Raw genomic sequence first — 18,526 nt, forward strand, 5'->3', positions numbered from 1 at the left:
AATAGGCGGGGCAAAGCTTCCACATTGCCTCGCCGATATGCGCCTTATTGATCGAGGAAACTACGCATTTTCCGGCTGCGGCTCGGGTGCTTCAGCTTACGCAAAGCCTTTGCTTCGATTTGCCGGATACGTTCACGTGTCACCGAGAATTGCTGACCGACTTCTTCCAGCGTGTGATCGGTGTTCATGCCGATGCCAAACCGCATACGAAGCACACGTTCCTCACGCGGGGTGAGGCTGGCGAGCACGCGCGTAACCGTTTCCTTGAGGTTGGACTGGATCGCCGCATCCACCGGGATAATGGCGTTCTTGTCTTCAATGAAGTCGCCAAGGTGCGAATCTTCTTCATCCCCGATCGGCGTTTCCAGGCTGATCGGTTCCTTGGCGATCTTCATAACTTTGCGAACTTTTTCCAGAGGCATGGAAAGGCGCTCGGCCATTTCCTCCGGTGTCGGTTCGCGGCCCTGTTCGTGGAGGAACTGTCGACTCGTTCGCACAAGTTTATTGATCGTTTCGATCATATGCACCGGAATGCGGATCGTACGTGCCTGATCTGCAATCGAGCGCGTGATCGCCTGACGGATCCACCAGGTGGCATAAGTGCTGAATTTGTAGCCGCGGCGGTATTCGAATTTATCGACCGCCTTCATCAGGCCGATGTTCCCTTCCTGAATCAAATCCAGGAATTGCAGGCCTCGATTGGTGTATTTCTTGGCAATCGAAATCACCAGCCGAAGGTTCGCCTCGACCATTTCCTTCTTGGCGATACGCGCTTCGCGTTCGCCCTTCTGGACCATGTTAACGATTCGGCGAAACTCTGGCAGAGCCATACCGGTCTGGCTGGCAATGTCTGCGATTTCAGCGCGGATACGCTCGACGGCGTCAGCCTCTTTCTCTGCGAAAGCGGCCCATTTTTTATCCTTCTTGGCGTTATCCGTCAGCCAGTTATCGTCCAGCTCGTTGCCGATATAGGCATTGAGGAAGTCGACCCGCTTAACTTTATGGCGCTCCGCAAGGCGCAGCATCTGGCCGCCCAGGGCGGTCAGGCGGCGGTTAAATGCGTAGAGATTATCGACCAGGAATTCGATCTTGCTCGCGTGAAACTGAACGCTTTCAACCTCTGCGGTCAGCTGTTCGCGCAGTTCCTCGTATTTCTTTTCCTTCGCTGCCGGAAAATCTTCTCCCCGGCCGAGCACGTCGACGCGCTCCGCCTGAAGCTTTTCGAATTTCTTGAACAGGTCGGTAATGCGCGCGAAGCGTTCGAGAGCGTCCGGCTTAAGCGCAGCTTCCATCTGCGCGAGCGACAAGGTGTTGTCCTCGTCATCCTCTTCTTCGCGCCGCTTGGACGAGCCTTCTTCGCCGTCCTCATCGTCAGCATCGGCATCCTCGTCTTCGTCATCATCGTCGCGAATGGTGGGGCCGGCTGTTTCTTCGGAGATTTCGCCATCGTCGTCGTCTTCGGCACCCTCTTCCATCTTATCGACGGGAGGTTCCTTGGAGAGCATGGCATCGAGATCGAGAATTTCGCGCAGCTGCATTTCCTCGGCATTGAGAGCCTCGGACCATTGAATGATCGCGTGAAATGTAATCGGACTTTCACAAAGCCCGATGATCATCGTGTCGCGCCCAGCCTCGATACGTTTGGCGATAGCGATTTCGCCTTCGCGGCTGAGCAATTCCACCGCGCCCATTTCGCGCAGGTACATTCGCACCGGGTCATCGGTGCGCTCAACAGTTTCTTTCTTCTTCGCAGCGGCGGGTTTTGCTTTGGTGGCAGCACCGCCATCATCGCTGTCATCACTATCGTCAGAAGAATCGAGTGCGTCGACACCTTCGTCGGAGTCACTATCCTCTTCGGCGTCTTCATCTTTTTCAACGATATTGACGCCCATTTCGCTGATGGCGGACATGACGTCCTCGATCTGCTCTGACGAAAGCTGATCCTGCGGGAGAGCTTCGTTAAGCTCGTCGACTGTCACGTATCCGCGACGCTTGGCGCGCGTGATGAGCTTCTTGATCGAAGCTTCGTTGAGGTCGATGAGGGGGGCGTCGTCTTTGCCGTTACCGTCGTCGCTTGCCATCTGGTTCCGTATCAATCCGTTGTCTCGTCCGCTTCGCTGTTCCCGCCAGCTTGCGGATCGCCTGAATTATCATGAGCCGCGCCGGCGGCCCGCTTGCTTGCCATTTGCCCGAGTCGCTGCTGATTTTCCAGCATTCGTTCCCTCAGGCGTTTTTGTTCGGCAAACGCGCCCTCGGGATCGATAGCAAATCGCGCAGTTGCCGCGGAAATGGCGGCTTCCAGCGCAGGCCTTTCGACCAGCAACGATATGGCTTCGGCCAAGACTTCGCGCGCCTCGTGCGGATCGGTTCCTTCTCTAAGGAAGGCAAAACGGGCTTTATCCAGTGGCGCGGATAGACCAGCGGGTGCTGATATGGGCGTTTTTGCGCTGGGATCAAGCATCTCTGCAGCTTCTATCAACGAATCCAGGGCGGGGCCGATCTTTTTGTCAACAACAGCAAAGCGTGACAGTTCGTCAGCGTGGGCAGCGATTTGATCGGGGAAGCGCAGTAATCCGGCAAGAACAGCCGAAGCGAGTATATCCCGCGAACCACCTTCGATTACTTTGCGGAGCCTGTTGGCTGCCTCTGGCGAAAGGGGCGGTGGCGCTGACTTGGCAAACCCGCTTTTCCAATCGCGTTTCGCGCGGGCAGGGCGGGGTGCTCGGGGAGGAAAAGCGAACGCAGAAAATTTCTCCAGCAACTCGCGGCGATAGAGTGCCTTGATATCCGAGTGTTCGATAGCATCGACATGCGCCATCAGGCGGGCTTTCAGCCCGGCTTTGTCTTCCGGCGTATTGAGGGGGTGGGCGTCGCGTTCGGCATTCCACAAGGTGTCGACGAGTGTGCTCGGAGAAACAAGCAGGTCTTCCATCGCCTGAACGCCGCTTTGCTTTATCAGGTCGTCTGGGTCGAGCCCTGCTGGCAAATGAACGATCCCCAGTGTCTTACCAGGTTGTAACAAGGGCAAAGCCCTGGAAATTGCGCGCATAGCCGCCCGCTGGCCCGCGCTGTCGCCATCGAAACACAGGACTGGCGTGTCGACCATACGCCACAATAAGCCAAGTTGTCGTTCGGTCAGGGCCGTGCCCATCGGGGCAACCGCGTCCTCTATCCCGGCTGCGGACAGCGCGATCACATCCATATAGCCTTCGACAACGATAACCCGATTGGTCTGGCGACTGGCGGGACCGGCGCGATGCAGATTGTATAGTGTGCGCCCTTTATCGAATAACGGCGTGTCAGGGCTGTTGAGATACTTCGGGGCTTTCGTGTCGCTGTCGAGAATTCTCCCCCCAAATCCGATCACGCGGCCACGTGCGTCCTGAATTGGCAGCATGAGCCTGTCACGAAAACGGTCGTAAGGCTCCTTGTCATCGACAGCGATACGCAGGCCGGATTCGATCAGCAGCGGCTCTTCGAAATGGGACAAGGCCGCTTTCATGGCTTGCCGATCGACCGGCGCGTAGCCGAAACCGAAGCGCTCCACCGTGCGCGAATTGAAACCGCGCGAAGCCAAATAATCGCGCGCCTTGGTTCCGCGCTCGCCTGCAAGATTGGCAACGAACCATTGCTGTGCCGCTTCGCAAACATCGTTAAGCGTGGCGCGCTGTTCAGCCTGTTGCGCGGCGCGCGGATCAGGGGCGGGGACTTCCATCCCGGCTTCCGCGGCCAGTTCCTTCACCGCATCCATGAATGACAGGCCGCGCTGATCGGTCATCCAGCGGATGACATCGCCATGCGCTCCACATCCGAAGCAGTGATAGAAGCCCTTCTGGTCGGAAACGGTAAAGCTTGGCGACTTCTCATTGTGGAATGGACAGCACGCTTTCCATTCATGCCCGGCTTTCTGCAGCTTGGTCGTGCGCGAAATAACGCTGGATAGCGTTATCCGCGCACGCAGTTCGTCAAGCCATTGGGGTGAAAGCATGCAAGCAGTATTGCGCTACCCGTTTCAGGAAGTCGAGCGGGACCAGAAAATTTCGCCGGGCAGACGGATGGCGATCAGCTCAGCGAATCTTTCACCCATCCGCTTGCTTTGCCCATGTCCAGCTGGGTTCCGTGGCGCGCCTTTAGTTCGGCCATAACCCTGCCCATATCCTTCATGCTATCGGCCCCAAGTTCGGCTTTAATAGCTTCGATCTTCGCCTTCGTTTCTTCTTCACCCATTTGGGCGGGGAGGAATTCTTCAATGACGGCCAGTTCAGACGCTTCCTTATCGGCCAATTCATCGCGCCCGCCGTCGCGATACATCTGGATCGATTCGCGGCGCTGCTTGGCCATTTTCTGAAGCACATCGATAATCACGGTATCGTCATCGCCAGCAGCCTTGCCGGTCCGCAGTTCGATATCGCGATCTTTCACTTTGGCGAGGATCAGGCGTACTGCGGCGAGGCGGTCTTTCTCGCCACCCTTCATTGCTGCAATCTGGGCCTGCTTGAGATCATCGCGGAGCATTGTGTCGGTCTTTCCTGTGGAATGAGGGGTGTTGTTCACGCGCTTAGCCGGAATAAACGCACTTGGACAGGTTGACGAGGCACGCAAGCAGGCCTAGCGGCTGGGTCTTAGCGACATCGCCGGAAACCCCCTGACTCGGAGCGCCCCCTATGGCCGACCCCGCAACTTCTCGTGTGCAACCTGACGGAGCCACGGGAGTTCTCGTTCTTGCTGACGGTACAGTAATATGGGGCAGGGGTTTTGGCGCGACGGGCAGCGCAGTTGGCGAGGTGTGCTTCAACACGGCGATGACCGGATATCAGGAGGTTATGACAGACCCCTCCTACGCCGCGCAGATCGTGACTTTCACTTTTCCGCATATCGGCAATGTCGGTGCGAACGGGGAAGATATTGAATCGCACGTTGAAGGTGCGGTCGGTTGTGTGGTGCGCGAAACGGTGACCCCGCATTCGAACTTCCGCGCTGAACAACAGTTTGGCGAATGGATGGAGAAGAACGGCAAGATCGGCTTGTCCGGGATCGATACCCGCGCGCTGACTCGGCGCATTCGCCAGAACGGGGCTCCCAACGCGGTGATCGCACATGCACCCGATGGGAAGTTCGATGTTCCTGCGCTGATTAAGCGGGCGCAGGAATGGCAGGGGCTTGAAGGTATGGATCTCGCCCCCCGTGTTACGCGCCATGAAGATGAAAAGTGGGGCGGGGGCCCGTGGGCGCTAGGTACGGGCTATGCCCGCGCCGCCTGGGACAATCGCCCGCATGTCGTCGCCATCGATTATGGCGCGAAGGATAATATTTTTCGCAATCTGGTGAAGGCTGGCGCGCGAGTCACTGTTGTCCCTGCGAAAACTTCGCTGGAGGCTATTCTTGCCCTCAAGCCCGACGGGGTGTTTCTCTCTAATGGGCCGGGCGATCCGGCGGCGACGGGTGAATATGCTGTGCCGGTGATTCAGGCTTTGCTGGAGCGGGATATTCCGTTGTTCGGCATCTGCCTTGGTCATCAAATGCTCGCGCTGGCGGCGGGCGCGAAAACGGTGAAGATGCATCAGGGGCACCGGGGGGCCAACCATCCGGTCCAGCGTGTCGGGGAAAGCTGGGGCGAAACCCGTGATCTGGTCGAGATTACCTCGATGAACCACGGCTTTGCCGTCGACGCTGACAGTCTCCCCGCCGGGGTGGAGCAAACCCACATATCGCTGTTCGACGGATCGAACTGCGGCATCGCTATCAGTGGCAAGAAGGCATTCGGTGTGCAGTATCATCCCGAAGCGAGCCCCGGCCCGCAGGACAGTTTCTATCTGTTTGAGAAATTCGTGAGGATGTTGGGGTAATAATGTCCGATCGTATCGTGACTGCCCCAGACTACAACCGGCCCGTGCGCTCTATCAGCGCGAAAATCTGAGTACGAAACAAATGCCCAAACGCACTGATATCTCATCCATCCTCGTAATCGGTGCCGGGCCGATCGTTATCGGTCAGGCGTGCGAGTTCGACTATTCGGGCACGCAGGCGATCAAGGCTTTGAAGGAGGAGGGCTATCGCGTCATCCTCGTCAATTCCAACCCGGCGACGATCATGACCGATCCAGAATTCGCCGACGCCACTTATGTCGAGCCGATCACACCCGAAATTGTGGCCAAGATCATCGAGAAAGAGCGGCCTGATGCTGTGCTGCCGACGATGGGCGGGCAGACTGCGTTGAACTGTGCGCTGGCTCTTTTCAACGATGGCACTCTGGAAAAGTTTGGCGTGCAGATGATCGGCGCCGATGCCGATGCGATCGACAAAGCAGAAAACCGCCAGCGTTTCCGCGAAGCGATGGATAAGATCGGATTGGAGTCGGCGCGCAGCGGTGTGGCCAACACGCTGGATGAGGCATTTGCCGTCCTCGAACGCACCGGTCTGCCTTCGATTATTCGCCCCAGCTTCACGCTCGGCGGTACTGGCGGCGGTATCGCCTATAACAAGGCCGAGTTCGAGCGGATCGTACGCGAAGGGCTGGATGCCAGCCCCACCACCGAAGTGCTGATCGAGGAATCGCTGCTTGGATGGAAAGAATATGAGATGGAGGTCGTGCGCGACCGGCACGACAACGCGATTATCATCTGCTCGATCGAAAATGTCGATCCGATGGGCGTGCACACCGGGGATTCGATTACCATCGCCCCCGCACTGACGCTGACTGACAAAGAATACCAGATCATGCGCTCGGCAAGTATTGCGGTTCTGCGCGAGATCGGGGTGGAGACCGGTGGATCGAACGTACAGTTCGCGGTCAACCCGAAAGACGGTCGCCTGATCGTGATCGAAATGAACCCGCGGGTTTCGCGTTCGTCCGCTCTGGCGTCGAAAGCCACTGGTTTTCCAATTGCGCGTGTCGCTGCAAAGCTGGCGGTTGGTTATACGCTGGATGAAATTACCAACGAAATCACCGGTGCCACTCCGGCGAGTTTCGAGCCGACCATCGACTATGTCGTGACCAAGATCCCGCGTTTTGCTTTCGAAAAATTCAAGGGCACTGACGCCTCGCTCTCCACGGCCATGAAATCGGTCGGTGAGGTGATGGCGATTGGGCGCAACTTTCAGGAATCGATGCAAAAGGCGCTTCGTGGGCTGGAAACGGGGCTGGATGGGTTCAATCGTCAGATCGATCTGGAAGGCGCAACGAAGGATGCCATCACCGCTGCGCTTGCCAAGCGGACGCCCGATCGTCTTTTGAATGTCGGGCAGGCGTTCCGTGAAGGCTTCACGGTAGAAGATATTCAGCAAATCACCGGTTACGATCCCTGGTTCCTGCGCCAGATCGAAGAGATTATCGCTTGCGAAAATGTCGTGATGGAACGCGGCTTGCCGAGTGACGCCGCTCAATTGCGCCGCTTGAAGGCGATGGGCTTTTCCGACAAGCGGCTCGCGACCCTCGCGGTGCGCTCAGTCGGTGTTGCCGGAGGTCTGGGAGAAACACAGGCCCGGCGCTCAGGGTTGTTGCATGACACGCTCAGAGCAATGGCTGGGGCAACCAGCGAAGAAGAAGTGCGCGCATTGCGCCACAAACTCGGCGTGTTGCCGGTGTTCAAACGGATCGATTCCTGTGCAGCGGAATTCGAAGCCATCACCCCCTATATGTATTCGACATACGAAGCCCCGAGCTTTGGCGAACCCGAAGACGAGGCTGAACCGAGCGATCGGCGCAAAATCGTTATTCTTGGCGGTGGACCGAACCGTATCGGTCAGGGCATCGAGTTCGATTACTGCTGCGTACACGCATGTTTCGCGCTGAGCGAGGCGGGTTTCGAAACGATCATGGTCAATTGCAACCCGGAAACGGTCAGCACAGATTACGACACCTCGGACCGCCTCTATTTCGAGCCGCTGACCGCGGAAGACGTGCTGGAGATCTTGCGGGTCGAACAACAGAACGGCGAGTTAGTCGGCGTGATCGTCCAGTTTGGCGGACAGACTCCGCTTAAACTTGCGCAGGCGCTGGAAGACGAGGGGATTCCGATCCTCGGAACCAGCCCCGATGCCATCGACCTGGCGGAAGACCGCGAACGTTTCGCTAAACTGGTTGGTCAACTTGGCCTCAGGCAACCCTTGAACGGTATTGCCAAAAGCCGGGACGAAGCTGCCGCGGTGGCTGCGCGTATCGGATATCCGGTGTTGTTGCGCCCCAGTTATGTGCTGGGTGGTCGGGCGATGGAAATCGTCGACAGCGAAGCCCAGCTTGACGACTATATTGCAACCGCGGTGAATGTTTCGGGCGACAGCCCGGTGCTGGTCGATCAATATCTGCGCGATGCGATAGAGGCCGATGTCGATGCCCTGTGCGATGGAACGGAAGTTCGCGTTGCCGGTGTTATGCAACATATCGAGGAAGCCGGTGTGCATTCTGGCGATAGCGCCGCGACGTTGCCGCCCTATTCGCTTTCGCCTGATATCGTTTCCGAAATGGAACGACAGGCGGAGGCATTGGCGCTGGCATTGGGCGTTCGCGGTTTGATGAACGTGCAGTTTGCCGTAAAAGACGACGAAGTCTATCTGATCGAAGTCAACCCGCGTGCAAGCCGCACGGTCCCATTCGTCGCCAAGGCGATAGGGCAGCCGGTCGCCAAAATCGCCAGCCGGGTAATGGCAGGCGAAAAGCTGGCCGATTTCGAACCTTTCCGCCGCAATCTGGACTATATGGCAGTCAAGGAAGCTGTATTTCCTTTCACCCGCTTTGCCGGGTCCGATCCCGCTTTAACACCGGAAATGAAGTCAACCGGCGAAGTGATGGGGATTGACCGCGACTTTCCAACCGCGTTCCTTAAATCGCAACTTGGATCAGGTGCGACATTGCCTGATAGCGGGGTACTTTTCGTATCGGTAAAGGATAGCGACAAGGCGATCGTTCTTCCTGCCGTCAAAGACCTGATCGAGCATGGCTTTTCAGTAATAGCAACCGGCGGAACGCAGCGTTATCTGGAGGAGCAGGGCCTTGCGGTCGAGCGGGTAAATAAAGTCGCGGAAGGGCAGCCGCATATTGTGGACCGGATCGTTGATCACGAAATCGCGCTGATCTTCAATACGACCGAAGGATGGCAATCGTTGCTCGATTCCAAATCGATCCGTGCGTCGGCTCTTGAATCGAGGACGCCATACTATACCACAGCAGCGGCCAGCCTCGCTGCGGCACGCGCAATTACACAGGTGAGAGCAAGCCAGCTTGAAGTGCGACCGTTGCAAGACTATTATAACTGAAACAACCGCACTCCTCCCCAGACATTCAGACTGGTTTGTTGCCGTTTCTCCGAAGCGGCCCAGCGATAAATTGTCCTCGGGGAAGTCGAAGGAAACAGGGAATGGCCACGATGGAAAAAGTTCCGATGCTTGCCGAGGGCTACGAGCGGCTGACTGCCGATCTTAAAACCCTGCGTGCAGAGCGTCCCAAAATTGTCGACGCGATCGAAGAGGCGCGTGCACACGGCGATCTGTCGGAAAACGCCGAATACCACGCTGCTAAAGAGCGGCAAGGTCAGGTCGAAGCGCAGATCGCAGAGCTGGAAGATCGCGTTAGCCGTGCACAGATTATCGATCCGACATCGATGTCAGGTGACAAGATCGTGTTCGGCGCTACCGTTACCTTGTTGGATGAAAACGACAAACCGGTGAAGTATCAGATTGTTGGGCAGACCGAAGCAGACGCAAAGGTCGGCCGGATCAGCTACAACTCACCACTCGGTCGCGCGTTGATCAGCAAACAGGTGGGTGATGAAATCGAGGTCACCGTTCCTTCTGGCGACAAATTTTACCTCGTCGACAAGATCGAATTCATCTGATCGATTGAGTGGGCGGGGCATGTTGCCCCGCCACCCATCTTGTACATGGTTGGCTCAGACCCCCTCGGCTTCCGGGTCGAGCAGTTTGTGCAGATGCACAATCACATATTTCATTTCTGCATCGTCCACAGTGCGCTGCGCCGCGCCGCGCCATGCGTCCACCGCCGCTGTGTAGCTGGGAAATACGCCGACTACGTCAATTTCTTCGGGATTTTCGAATTCGAGCGTACGAGGATCGGTGACCCGACCACCCATTACCAGATGGAGTAACTGTTTGGACGTTGTACCTTGGCTCATATTGAAACCTGTTGCTTGGGAGAGGGAGAGAGGTCTCGCCCATAAGCAAAACGGCACGTCAGGAAAAGCCCGACGTGCCGTAAAATGGTCGTATGTCGTAGAGGCAAGTTGCGCGTTAGTGGTTCAGCCGTTCATGAACCTTGCGCGCAATACGATTAGCTTTCTTGCTACCTTTGCGCTTCAATATGCGCGCGGTATCGCTAACTTCACCGGCCAGATAACCCGCCTCGCGGCGCACACTGCGCGCGCTATCTCCGATAGAATCGCCTATATCTTCAAGACGATCCTGTCCGACACGAGCAGCCTGATTGGCACTGTCCAATAACTGAGCGCCATAAGCGATGCCCAATTCCGCCAATGCGCCAGCAAGTGCCGAACCGCGCCTGGTCGCTTTCTTACGCAGCCGACGACCCGGACCGGGAACGATCGCTGCGATTGTTGCGCCAATGGCAAGAGCACCGGCAACAGTCGCCAATGGATGGGCTTTAACGAAATCGGTTGCTGTTTGCTGAGCGGCCTTCGCCTGATCTGCGAGAGTACGCTGTTCGTTGCGGGCTTCGGCAGCTTCGATCTTTTCGCGCAATTCTGCCCGCTTTTCTTCGGGAGTCATGGCAGGCGCGCTTGGGAGGGCATCGTCAGACATCGGGATCGTTCCTGATTAAGCGAGTTCAATAAAAAGCGAGTGGTTTCAATTTAACGAGTGTGGTCAGACGATTGTTCCTCTTCCACCAGAATATCATCGTCGCCTTCGTCCTCGTTATCGCCGTCCTCCTCACCAACGAAAAGGGCGACAATCGGATTACGCGCAAACCATAGCGCAATCGCGCCTAGCAGAGCGGCGAGAGCGCCCTTGTTGTTATCGGCAACCTCTATTGCCTCTTCAAACACGCCCAGTGCGCTATCGCTAATCCGATCGGCGACGCGGTCTCCCACGCTTCGCGCTGCCAAATCGGCTTTGATATTGGCAATGTCTGTCATAACCACCGCCTTTGCGGCATCGCGCATGATACGGTCCTGAAACATGCGGTCGTCGATGGAGCCGCTCATTTGCCGCCTCCAAAAGCATCGCCAAGGCGCGAAAAATAGCGTCTGGCACCAACGCCCAGAAGGATCGCAATAAATATCAGGGCGCCGACGACCAAGCCGGTCGCGCCCCACGGGGTGAGCGTGGGAGACAATGCAATCACAGCACCGAGCGCAAGCGTCACAACCGCGAGATGCAAAAGCAGAAGCGCCGAAATTGCCAGCACCGCCCCTTTGCGCCCTTTATCAGCGACAAACGCCACTCGAGACTTCTGAAACTGCAATTCAGCTTCGGCATACGTTTTTCCATCCTCAATCAGATCGAGGATGTCGTCCGCCAGGGACCGCTCTTCAGCAGATTGTTCGTATTGATTGCCCGCCGATTCCTCATCGGCGGGCAAATCTATCTGCGGATCTCGTTCAGCCAACTTTCCGCCCCCCAATACAGGCGGCTCAGTCTTTGCGACCGCGGAACAACCGCGCGAGCAGGAATCCGCTCACCGCGGCGAGACCGACCGCCAGCCCCGGACTCTTACGAACGAATTCGCGGGCATCTTCGCCCAGTTCGTCAACGCTTTTAGCGTCTAGCTTGGCAGAGGTTTCCTGCAACGAGCGTGAAGCAGTGCGGGCGTAATCGCCATATTTTGCGCCCAGCTTGTCATCGACAGTTGGAGCGGTATCGAACACCGCCTTGCCCAGAGCGGAGAGCGCTTCAGCAACTTTGCCTTTGCCTTCGGTGGCCAGTTCGCCTGCCTTGCCTTTGGCCTGCTCGCCATATTGCTTGACCTCGGCGGCCCAGTCATCGCCACGTTCGGTGGCCTGCTGACGATAGGCTTTGGCCCGTTCGCCAGCTTCGGTCTTGAGCGCGGCGGCGCCAGCTTTCGCTTCTTCCAGTGCAGCGTTGAAGCGGCTTTTCGCTTCTGCAGTGTTGTCCGAACCTGCGGCAACCACTTCAGCTGCGGCCGCAGCGGCGGCAGCTTTCTTGCGCGGAGCCGGTTTCTTGGTTGTCTTGGTCGCTTCGGCCATCAGTCGATTTCCTTTACGGTCGAATAAAGAATCCATCTGCCCCCGATTGTGGGACAAATGCCTCCATGTTGCAACGCAACTTGCGCGACATTGTTCCGCCGCATACAGGGCGCGTGCATCCCCGATATGGGAGTGTGTTAGGCTTTTACAACACCTCTGCAACGGAGCAGTTTGATATGACCGCCATTATCGATATCCACGGCCGCGAAATCCTCGACAGCCGGGGCAACCCGACGGTGGAGGTCGACGTTCTGCTGGAAGACGGCAGCTTTGGCCGCGCCGCGGTGCCTTCCGGCGCTTCGACCGGTGCGCACGAGGCTGTCGAACTGCGCGATGGCGACAAGGGGCGTTATCTGGGTAAAGGTGTGACCAAGGCTGTTGATGCGGTGAACACCGAAATCGCCGATGCCGTGCTTGGCCTCGATGCCGAAGATCAGCGCGACATCGATCTGGCGATGATCGCTCTCGATGGGACTGAGAACAAGGGGCGCATCGGTGCAAACGCGATCCTCGGCACGAGCCTCGCCGTTGCCAAAGCTGCCGCGAACGCGCGCGGCTTGCCGCTTTATTCCTATATCGGTGGAGTATCGGCTCATGTTCTGCCGGTGCCGATGATGAACATCATCAATGGGGGGGAGCATGCCGACAACCCCATTGATATTCAGGAATTCATGATCATGCCGGTCGGGGCACCAAGCCTTACCGAAGCAGTGCGGTGGGGCGCAGAAGTGTTCCATACCCTGAAAAAAGGCCTTTCGGAAAAGGGGCTTTCCACATCGGTGGGGGATGAGGGTGGTTTTGCCCCTGACATCGCGAGCACGCGCGCTGCACTCGATTTCATCATGGCTTCTATCGAGCAGGCCGGATTTAAGCCGGGTGAGGATATCGCGCTGGCGCTCGATGCGGCATCGACCGAATTCTTCGTGAACGGAAAGTACGAACTGATGGGGGAGGGGGCCTCACTCTCACCCGAGGAGATGGCGCGATATCTTGCCGATCTGTGCAACGATTATCCCATTCGTTCGATTGAAGACGGCATGGCGGAAGACGACTTCGCAGGCTGGAAGGCTGTGACCGAATTGCTGGGGCGCAAGGTTCAGCTGGTAGGTGACGATCTGTTCGTGACCAACCCGAAACGGCTTGCCATGGGTATCGAACAGGGCATGGCCAATTCGCTGCTGGTCAAGGTGAACCAGATCGGATCGCTGACCGAAACGCTGGAAGCCGTCGATATGGCTCATCGTGCGGGCTATACATGCGTGATGAGCCATCGCTCGGGCGAAACTGAAGATGCGACTATCGCCGATCTCGCCGTTGCCACGAATTGCGGACAGATCAAGACCGGCAGCCTTGCCCGTTCGGACCGGTTGGCGAAGTACAACCAGTTGATCCGTATTGAGGAAGAGCTGGGCGATAGCGCGATTTATGCCGGCAAGGGCTGCTTTGGGCGACTGACCGCCTGAGGCATGCGGCCAACCGTGACCATGTGATTGCAGAGCGGTTACCGGAACGATAACACGCACCTTTAGCCAGATACGGGCGCGGGCTGTCTGCGTCCGTATCTGCGACAAGGATTCGTGTATGAATACTCGCCTGATCGCAGCTCTCCTGCTTGGCACAGCGACTGCTACATTAGGGCCGGTTGGCTGCAAGATGAGCGCTGAGCAGCCTGCAGAGACGAAAGGCACGACTGGCGAAATTGGGATCCGTACCGACTGGATGGATACCAAGGCCAAACCGGGCGATGACTGGTATCGTTATGTCGATGGCAAGTGGATGGAAACAACAACCATCCCGGCAGATCGCTCCAGCGTTGGCGGTTTCACGATTGCCAGCGAACAAACCGAAAAAAATCTGGCCGAGCTGATCGCTGATATCCAGAAATCGAAGCCCGATGGCGATAGCGATATGGGCCGTGTTAAAACATTCTACGACAGTTTGCTCGATACCAAATCGATTGACGCGGCCGGCATGCGCCCTGCGGAAAACGATGTCGCGCGTTTCGACGCAATAACGGATAAGCAGGCTCTCGCCGAGGTTCTTGGCAGTCAGGTACGGGCGGATGTCGACCCGCTCAATGCCACCAATTTCTGGACCGAGAACCTTTTTGGTGTGTTCGTGACGCAGGCACTCAAGGGGGGCGATGTCGTGCCCTATATCCTGCAAGGCGGTTTGGGCATGCCCGAGCGGGAATATTACCTTTCCTCCGATCCGAAGATGGCCGCTTTGCGCCAGGACTATCGCAAATATATCGCCAATTTGCTCGACGCCGCGCATATCGATGATGCGGATGCGAAGGCCCGGCGCATCTATAGGCTCGAAATGAAAATTGCCGCTGCCCATGCGTCGCGCGAAGATAGCGAAGACTGGACCAAGGCGAGCGATATCTGGATGAAGGACGACTTCAAAACAAACGCACCGGGGATCGACTGGGATGCCTTTTTCCAGGGTGCAAAGCTTGCTTCATTCGATTCGTTCGACGCTTACCACCCGACAGCGATCGCCAAAATTTCAGCGCTGGTCGCGTCTGAGCCGCTGGATGCGTGGAAAGACTGGCTGCTGTTTCACCAGATCAATTCGAGCACCGAAGCCTTGCCGACGCAGCTCGACCAGCTTCATTTCGAATTTTACGGCCAGAAGCTCTCAGGCGCTGAAAAGCAGCGCCCCCGCGACAAGCGCGTGCTCGAATCCGTCAACACATATCTCGGCGATGCGCTGGGCAAACTTTACGTCGAGAAATTCTTCCCGGCGTCGTCCAAAGCCGAAATCGAAGGAATGGTGGCAAATATCAAGCAGGCATTTGCCGAACGTATCGGCAAGCTTGACTGGATGGCACCGGAAACAAAACAAGAGGCTGAAAAGAAGGTCAAAGGGATCGTCGTCGGCGTTGGCTATCCCGACAAGTGGACTGATTATTCATCGCTGGGCCTGAAGGCTGGGGAGCCATATTACAATCTTCAGGCTGCGCGCCGCCTGCGTTACGCTCAGCAGCTTGCCAAAATCGGCAAACCGCAGGATCGCGGCGAGTGGTGGATGAATGCCCAGCTGGTCAACGCGGTCAACCTGCCGGTGCAGAATGCGCTGAATTTCCCGGCGGCGATCTTGCAACCACCGTTCTTCGACCCGAAGGCCGATCCGGCGTATAACTATGGTGCGATCGGTGCGGTGATTGGCCACGAAATCAGCCATAGCTTCGACAACAACGGTGCCGCATTCGATTCTACCGGAGCGATGCGGAACTGGTGGACCGACGCGGACAAGGCAAAATTCGCAGAGGCGGGCAGGGCACTGGCGGCACAATACGATCAGTATTCGCCGTACCCGGGTCTCCATGTGAACGGTAAGCTGACACTGGGTGAAAATATCGCCGATGTGGCGGGTTTACAGGCCGCCTATCAGGCGTACCGCAAATCGCTTGGCGGGAAAGAAGCGCCGACGATTGATGGTTTCACCGGTGACCAGCGTTTCTTCATCGCATTTGGTCAGACATGGGCGACAAAGATGCGTGAAGCGGCGATGCGGCAACGCATTGCCACCGATGGTCACGCACCGGGACAATACCGTGCGCTCACCGTCCGCAATCTGGAGGCCTGGTACAAGGCGTTCGACGTCAAGCCGGGCGACAAGCTGTACTTGCCGCCTGAAAAGCGGGTTACCGTCTGGTAAGGCCGTCAGCGATCAGGCGAACTTCTGTTGCAGATCGAGCAGGGCGATGGCGGCTTTCGCAGCTTCCCCGCCCTTGTCCTTCTGTTGCGGATCGGCCCGAACAAGAGCCTGTTGTTCATCCTCGACAGTCAGGATTCCGTTGCCAATAGCGATGCCATCCATCGTGAGCGCCATGATTCCGCGCGCACTTTCCCCGGCCACGATTTCGAAATGGTAGGTCTCGCCACGGATCACAACGCCGATCGCGACGAAGCCATCGAACTGACCGCTTTCCGCTGCCAGTGAGATCGCGCCGGGTATTTCCAGCGCCCCTGGAACAGTGAGCACTTCAACCGCATGACCGGCCGCTTCCAGAGCGTTGCGAGCACCAGCAACAAGCATATCGTTGAGATGTTCGTAGAATCGGGCTTCGACGATCAGGAAGCGGGCCACGGGAATACTCCGGTCAACAAGGGGCAGATGGCGGACAGGGTGGGATTCGAACCCACGGTGGGCTTGCACCCACGCCGGTTTTCAAGACCGGTGCATTCAACCACTCTGCCACCTGTCCGCTCGGGCACCCCCGCTAGCTGCATGAAAGCCACTTGTCACCTATCGGTTTGCGGAACCATGAAGGCAATATGACGATTGGTGTTTGAACAATCGGATCGGCTGTGAAAAGACAGAGATTATGCGTTTCAGATTTTCAGCTATCCTGCTTTCGATTGCCGCCACGTTTTGTTCGGCCGTTCCCGCGTCTGCACAGGATATGCCGTTCGACGCCTATCTCCAGCTACTGATCGCCAGAGCGAGAGCGGAAGGCGTAAGCGAGCAGACGATCCAGCGGATGACCTTCGACCTCACCGCCAATCCGCGGGTAATTTCACTGGATCAAAGTCAGCCCGGAACACCCACGCGAAGTGGCTATCCGCCGCTTGCTCCCTATATCGATCGCCACGTCGACAGCGCCCGAATTTCAGGCGGACGGCGTGAATATGCTGCGCTGGGCAGTTTACGGAACCGGATCGAGCAGCGGTATGGCGTTCCGGCATCGATACTGGTCGCGATCTGGGGTCATGAGACGAATTATGGCAGCTACACCGGCGATTTCGATCTTGCGCGCAGCCTTGCGACTCTCGCGTGGGAAGGCCGCCGTCGCGAATTGTTTGCAACCGAGTTCGTGGATCTACTCAAAATCGCCGATCTCGGTGTCAACCGCTCCACTTTAAAAGGGAGCTGGGCCGGGGCGTTCGGGAACCCGCAATTTCTGCCCAGCATCTACCTCCGTCTGGCTCAGGATGGTGACGGTGATGGCCATCGGGATATCTGGAACAGCCGAGCTGACACATTGGCCTCTATCGCCAACTACTTCCGCGATGCCGGATGGCGCGCCGGGCAACCATGGGGCGTGCGGGCGAGTGTCCCTGCAGGCTTTGACTGGGCATCTGTTGCCAGCAAATTGAATTCGCCGGTATGCCCACGCGTTCATGAACGACAGAGCCGCTGGAAGACAGTCGCCGAGTGGAAACGGCTTGGTGTGCAACCGCAGGTTTACCTTCCCGACTCAACAATGACGGCACTCTTTCAGCCAGACGGCGCCGGGACACCGGCATGGCTGTTAACCTCAAATTATCGGGTTATCCTCGAATATAACTGCTCGAATTACTACGCGATGAGTGTGGGGTTGCTTGCAGATGAGATTGCCCGGTGATGTTCGTTTCGGTGCGCTTGCCGCGCTGAGTTTTGTGCTGCTTACCGGCTGTGGAGCCGGTGGCAGTTCCGGCTATCCCAAGTCGGCAGGCATCGCGCCGGTTGGGCAGGACAGCGTCGTCAAGCGGGGTCCCGCAGCGGACTACCCAATGGTGCTGGGCGATCCATTTACGATCGACGGCGAAACCTACACTCCCAGCGATACGCTCAATTATGATCGGGTCGGATATGCCGCGCTCGATCAGGGGGACGGCGTCACTGCGGCCAGTAAGACGCTTCCTCTGCCCTCCTACGTTGAAATTACTTCGCTCGAAACCGGCAAGACAATTCTCGTTCGCGTGGAGCGGCGCGGTCCGATGACGAATTCACGGCTGGTCGCTTTGTCGCCCGATGCCGCCAGTCAGCTCGCCGCGTCGGACGGGACTCCCGTGCGGGTTCGCCGGGTCAATCCACCAGAAATTGAACGCGCAGAGCTGCGCACCGGTCGCCCGGCAGGCGAACGGCTGGAAACTCCCAAATCACTGGTCGAAGTGCTGAAACGCAAGCTACCGCCAAGCGGAGAGGCGAGTTTGCGGAGTACCGTCTCACCGGCCGATCCGGTTGCGACATCTGTGAAAGCGCCGCGTGAGACCAAGGGGCCGAAGAAACCACCGATTGTCGATAAAGCGCCGGCGGAAGGTTACGCGCTGAAGCCACTTGCAACCGCTCCTGCCGCTCCGCCAGTTGCGTCATCCTCTGCCGCCAAACAAAAGCCTGCGCCGACCGAGAAATCGAAAGCCGATATATCCGATGGCTTTCTGATTCAGGCGGGAGCGTTTTCGGTCAAAGGCAATGCCGATCGCGCGGCTCGTTCGGTTGGCGGTTCCGTCACCCGTTCGGGAAATCTCTATCTGGTCCGCAGCGGGCCCTATCGCACCCGTGGACAGGCCGAAGCGGCTCTCGTCAAGGTGAGGGCTGCCGGTTATAGCGACGCACGAGTCATTCCTACCAGCTGA

At 57.5% G+C, this 18,526-nt stretch carries 16 protein-coding genes and 1 tRNA gene; 7 read left to right on the forward strand and 10 right to left on the reverse strand.

Translation table 11 applies throughout. The features are described from left to right. Window positions 1–44: 44 nt before the first annotated feature. The 3 genes from rpoD to D6858_RS11175 form a co-directional block, all read right to left on the reverse strand. Window positions 45–2,081 carry an RNA polymerase sigma factor RpoD gene (rpoD, locus tag D6858_RS11165; RefSeq protein WP_120110201.1) on the reverse strand — a complete coding sequence of 679 codons (2,037 nt, stop codon included), beginning with the start codon at window positions 2,079–2,081 and terminating at the stop codon, window positions 45–47. A gap of 11 nt (window positions 2,082–2,092) precedes the next feature. Next, on the reverse strand, window positions 2,093–3,988 hold the full coding sequence (dnaG, locus tag D6858_RS11170) for a DNA primase (RefSeq protein ID WP_120110203.1): 1,896 nt from the start codon (window positions 3,986–3,988) through the stop codon (window positions 2,093–2,095). Between the two features lie 74 nt (window positions 3,989–4,062). After that, window positions 4,063–4,515, reverse strand: a complete 453-nt coding sequence (locus tag D6858_RS11175; RefSeq protein ID WP_120110206.1) for a GatB/YqeY domain-containing protein — start codon at window positions 4,513–4,515, stop codon at window positions 4,063–4,065. Between the two features lie 149 nt (window positions 4,516–4,664). On the opposite strand from D6858_RS11175, the gene carA reads away from it, so the two are divergent. From carA to greA, 3 genes are all read left to right on the forward strand, one after another. Continuing rightward, complete coding sequence (gene carA / locus D6858_RS11180) at window positions 4,665–5,846, forward strand: glutamine-hydrolyzing carbamoyl-phosphate synthase small subunit (protein WP_120110208.1); 1,182 nt, start codon at window positions 4,665–4,667, stop codon at window positions 5,844–5,846. Between the two features lie 82 nt (window positions 5,847–5,928). Beyond that, window positions 5,929–9,252, forward strand: coding sequence for a carbamoyl-phosphate synthase large subunit (gene carB / locus D6858_RS11185; protein WP_120110210.1), 3,324 nt, complete (start codon window positions 5,929–5,931; stop codon window positions 9,250–9,252). Window positions 9,253–9,353: 101 nt separating this feature from the next. Continuing rightward, window positions 9,354–9,830, forward strand: coding sequence for a transcription elongation factor GreA (gene greA, locus D6858_RS11190; protein WP_120110213.1), 477 nt, complete (start codon window positions 9,354–9,356; stop codon window positions 9,828–9,830). Between the two features lie 54 nt (window positions 9,831–9,884). Here the strand turns inward: greA and D6858_RS11195 are convergent, their stop codons facing one another. From D6858_RS11195 to D6858_RS11215, 5 genes are all read right to left on the reverse strand, one after another. Then, window positions 9,885–10,127 (reverse strand): DUF4170 domain-containing protein, encoded by a 243-nt coding sequence (locus tag D6858_RS11195; RefSeq protein ID WP_120110215.1) that lies wholly within the window; start codon window positions 10,125–10,127, stop codon window positions 9,885–9,887. 115 nt (window positions 10,128–10,242) lie between these two features. Continuing rightward, a complete protein-coding gene (locus tag D6858_RS11200) occupies window positions 10,243–10,770 on the reverse strand; it encodes a hypothetical protein (protein WP_120110218.1) in 528 nt (175 codons plus the stop codon). A gap of 50 nt (window positions 10,771–10,820) precedes the next feature. Continuing rightward, complete coding sequence (locus D6858_RS11205) at window positions 10,821–11,174, reverse strand: hypothetical protein (RefSeq protein ID WP_120110221.1); 354 nt, start codon at window positions 11,172–11,174, stop codon at window positions 10,821–10,823. Further along, window positions 11,171–11,578 carry a phage holin family protein gene (locus tag D6858_RS11210; protein ID WP_165859696.1) on the reverse strand — a complete coding sequence of 136 codons (408 nt, stop codon included), beginning with the start codon at window positions 11,576–11,578 and terminating at the stop codon, window positions 11,171–11,173. Before D6858_RS11210 ends, D6858_RS11205 begins: the two co-directional genes overlap by 4 nt. A 25-nt stretch (window positions 11,579–11,603) precedes the next feature. Beyond that, a complete protein-coding gene (locus D6858_RS11215) occupies window positions 11,604–12,212 on the reverse strand; it encodes a hypothetical protein (RefSeq protein WP_240623820.1) in 609 nt (202 codons plus the stop codon). Between the two features lie 140 nt (window positions 12,213–12,352). Between D6858_RS11215 and eno the strand changes: the two genes are divergently transcribed. Together eno and D6858_RS11225 are read left to right on the forward strand one after the other, a co-directional pair. Next, window positions 12,353–13,639 carry a phosphopyruvate hydratase gene (eno, locus tag D6858_RS11220; protein ID WP_120110226.1) on the forward strand — a complete coding sequence of 429 codons (1,287 nt, stop codon included), beginning with the start codon at window positions 12,353–12,355 and terminating at the stop codon, window positions 13,637–13,639. A 118-nt stretch (window positions 13,640–13,757) separates the two neighbouring features. After that, window positions 13,758–15,842, forward strand: coding sequence for a M13 family metallopeptidase (locus D6858_RS11225; RefSeq protein ID WP_120110229.1), 2,085 nt, complete (start codon window positions 13,758–13,760; stop codon window positions 15,840–15,842). Between the two features lie 12 nt (window positions 15,843–15,854). Here D6858_RS11225 and ribH read toward each other — a convergent pair whose 3' ends face one another. Next, window positions 15,855–16,274, reverse strand: coding sequence for a 6,7-dimethyl-8-ribityllumazine synthase (gene ribH / locus D6858_RS11230; protein WP_120110231.1), 420 nt, complete (start codon window positions 16,272–16,274; stop codon window positions 15,855–15,857). A 28-nt stretch (window positions 16,275–16,302) separates the two neighbouring features. Next, window positions 16,303–16,392 (reverse strand) — tRNA-Ser (locus tag D6858_RS11235). A 120-nt stretch (window positions 16,393–16,512) separates the two neighbouring features. Between D6858_RS11235 and D6858_RS11240 the strand changes: the two genes are divergently transcribed. Together D6858_RS11240 and D6858_RS11245 are read left to right on the forward strand one after the other, a co-directional pair. Beyond that, window positions 16,513–17,532: a lytic murein transglycosylase gene (locus D6858_RS11240; RefSeq protein WP_120110742.1), complete on the forward strand. Its 1,020-nt coding sequence runs from the start codon at window positions 16,513–16,515 to the stop codon at window positions 17,530–17,532. Then, a complete protein-coding gene (locus D6858_RS11245) occupies window positions 17,516–18,526 on the forward strand; it encodes a septal ring lytic transglycosylase RlpA family protein (protein ID WP_120110235.1) in 1,011 nt (336 codons plus the stop codon). The genes D6858_RS11240 and D6858_RS11245 overlap by 17 nt, the downstream gene beginning before the upstream one ends.

Origin of the sequence: Tsuneonella suprasediminis, assembly GCF_003605755.1 — a bacterium.
In the GTDB taxonomy this organism is placed as follows: Bacteria; Pseudomonadota; Alphaproteobacteria; order Sphingomonadales; family Sphingomonadaceae; genus Tsuneonella; species Tsuneonella suprasediminis.

Coding starts and splice junctions, on each gene's coding strand:
- rpoD (WP_120110201.1), bottom strand. CDS start 2,081: ATGGCAAGCGACGACGGTAACGGCAAAGACGACGCCCCCCTCATCGAC.
- dnaG (WP_120110203.1), bottom strand. CDS start 3,988: ATGCTTTCACCCCAATGGCTTGACGAACTGCGTGCGCGGATAACGCTA.
- D6858_RS11175 (WP_120110206.1), bottom strand. CDS start 4,515: ATGCTCCGCGATGATCTCAAGCAGGCCCAGATTGCAGCAATGAAGGGT.
- carA (WP_120110208.1), top strand. CDS start 4,665: ATGGCCGACCCCGCAACTTCTCGTGTGCAACCTGACGGAGCCACGGGA.
- carB (WP_120110210.1), top strand. CDS start 5,929: ATGCCCAAACGCACTGATATCTCATCCATCCTCGTAATCGGTGCCGGG.
- greA (WP_120110213.1), top strand. CDS start 9,354: ATGGCCACGATGGAAAAAGTTCCGATGCTTGCCGAGGGCTACGAGCGG.
- D6858_RS11195 (WP_120110215.1), bottom strand. CDS start 10,127: ATGAGCCAAGGTACAACGTCCAAACAGTTACTCCATCTGGTAATGGGT.
- D6858_RS11200 (WP_120110218.1), bottom strand. CDS start 10,770: ATGTCTGACGATGCCCTCCCAAGCGCGCCTGCCATGACTCCCGAAGAA.
- D6858_RS11205 (WP_120110221.1), bottom strand. CDS start 11,174: ATGAGCGGCTCCATCGACGACCGCATGTTTCAGGACCGTATCATGCGC.
- D6858_RS11215 (WP_240623820.1), bottom strand. CDS start 12,212: ATGGATTCTTTATTCGACCGTAAAGGAAATCGACTGATGGCCGAAGCG.
- eno (WP_120110226.1), top strand. CDS start 12,353: ATGACCGCCATTATCGATATCCACGGCCGCGAAATCCTCGACAGCCGG.
- D6858_RS11225 (WP_120110229.1), top strand. CDS start 13,758: ATGAATACTCGCCTGATCGCAGCTCTCCTGCTTGGCACAGCGACTGCT.
- D6858_RS11240 (WP_120110742.1), top strand. CDS start 16,513: ATGCGTTTCAGATTTTCAGCTATCCTGCTTTCGATTGCCGCCACGTTT.
- D6858_RS11245 (WP_120110235.1), top strand. CDS start 17,516: ATGAGATTGCCCGGTGATGTTCGTTTCGGTGCGCTTGCCGCGCTGAGT.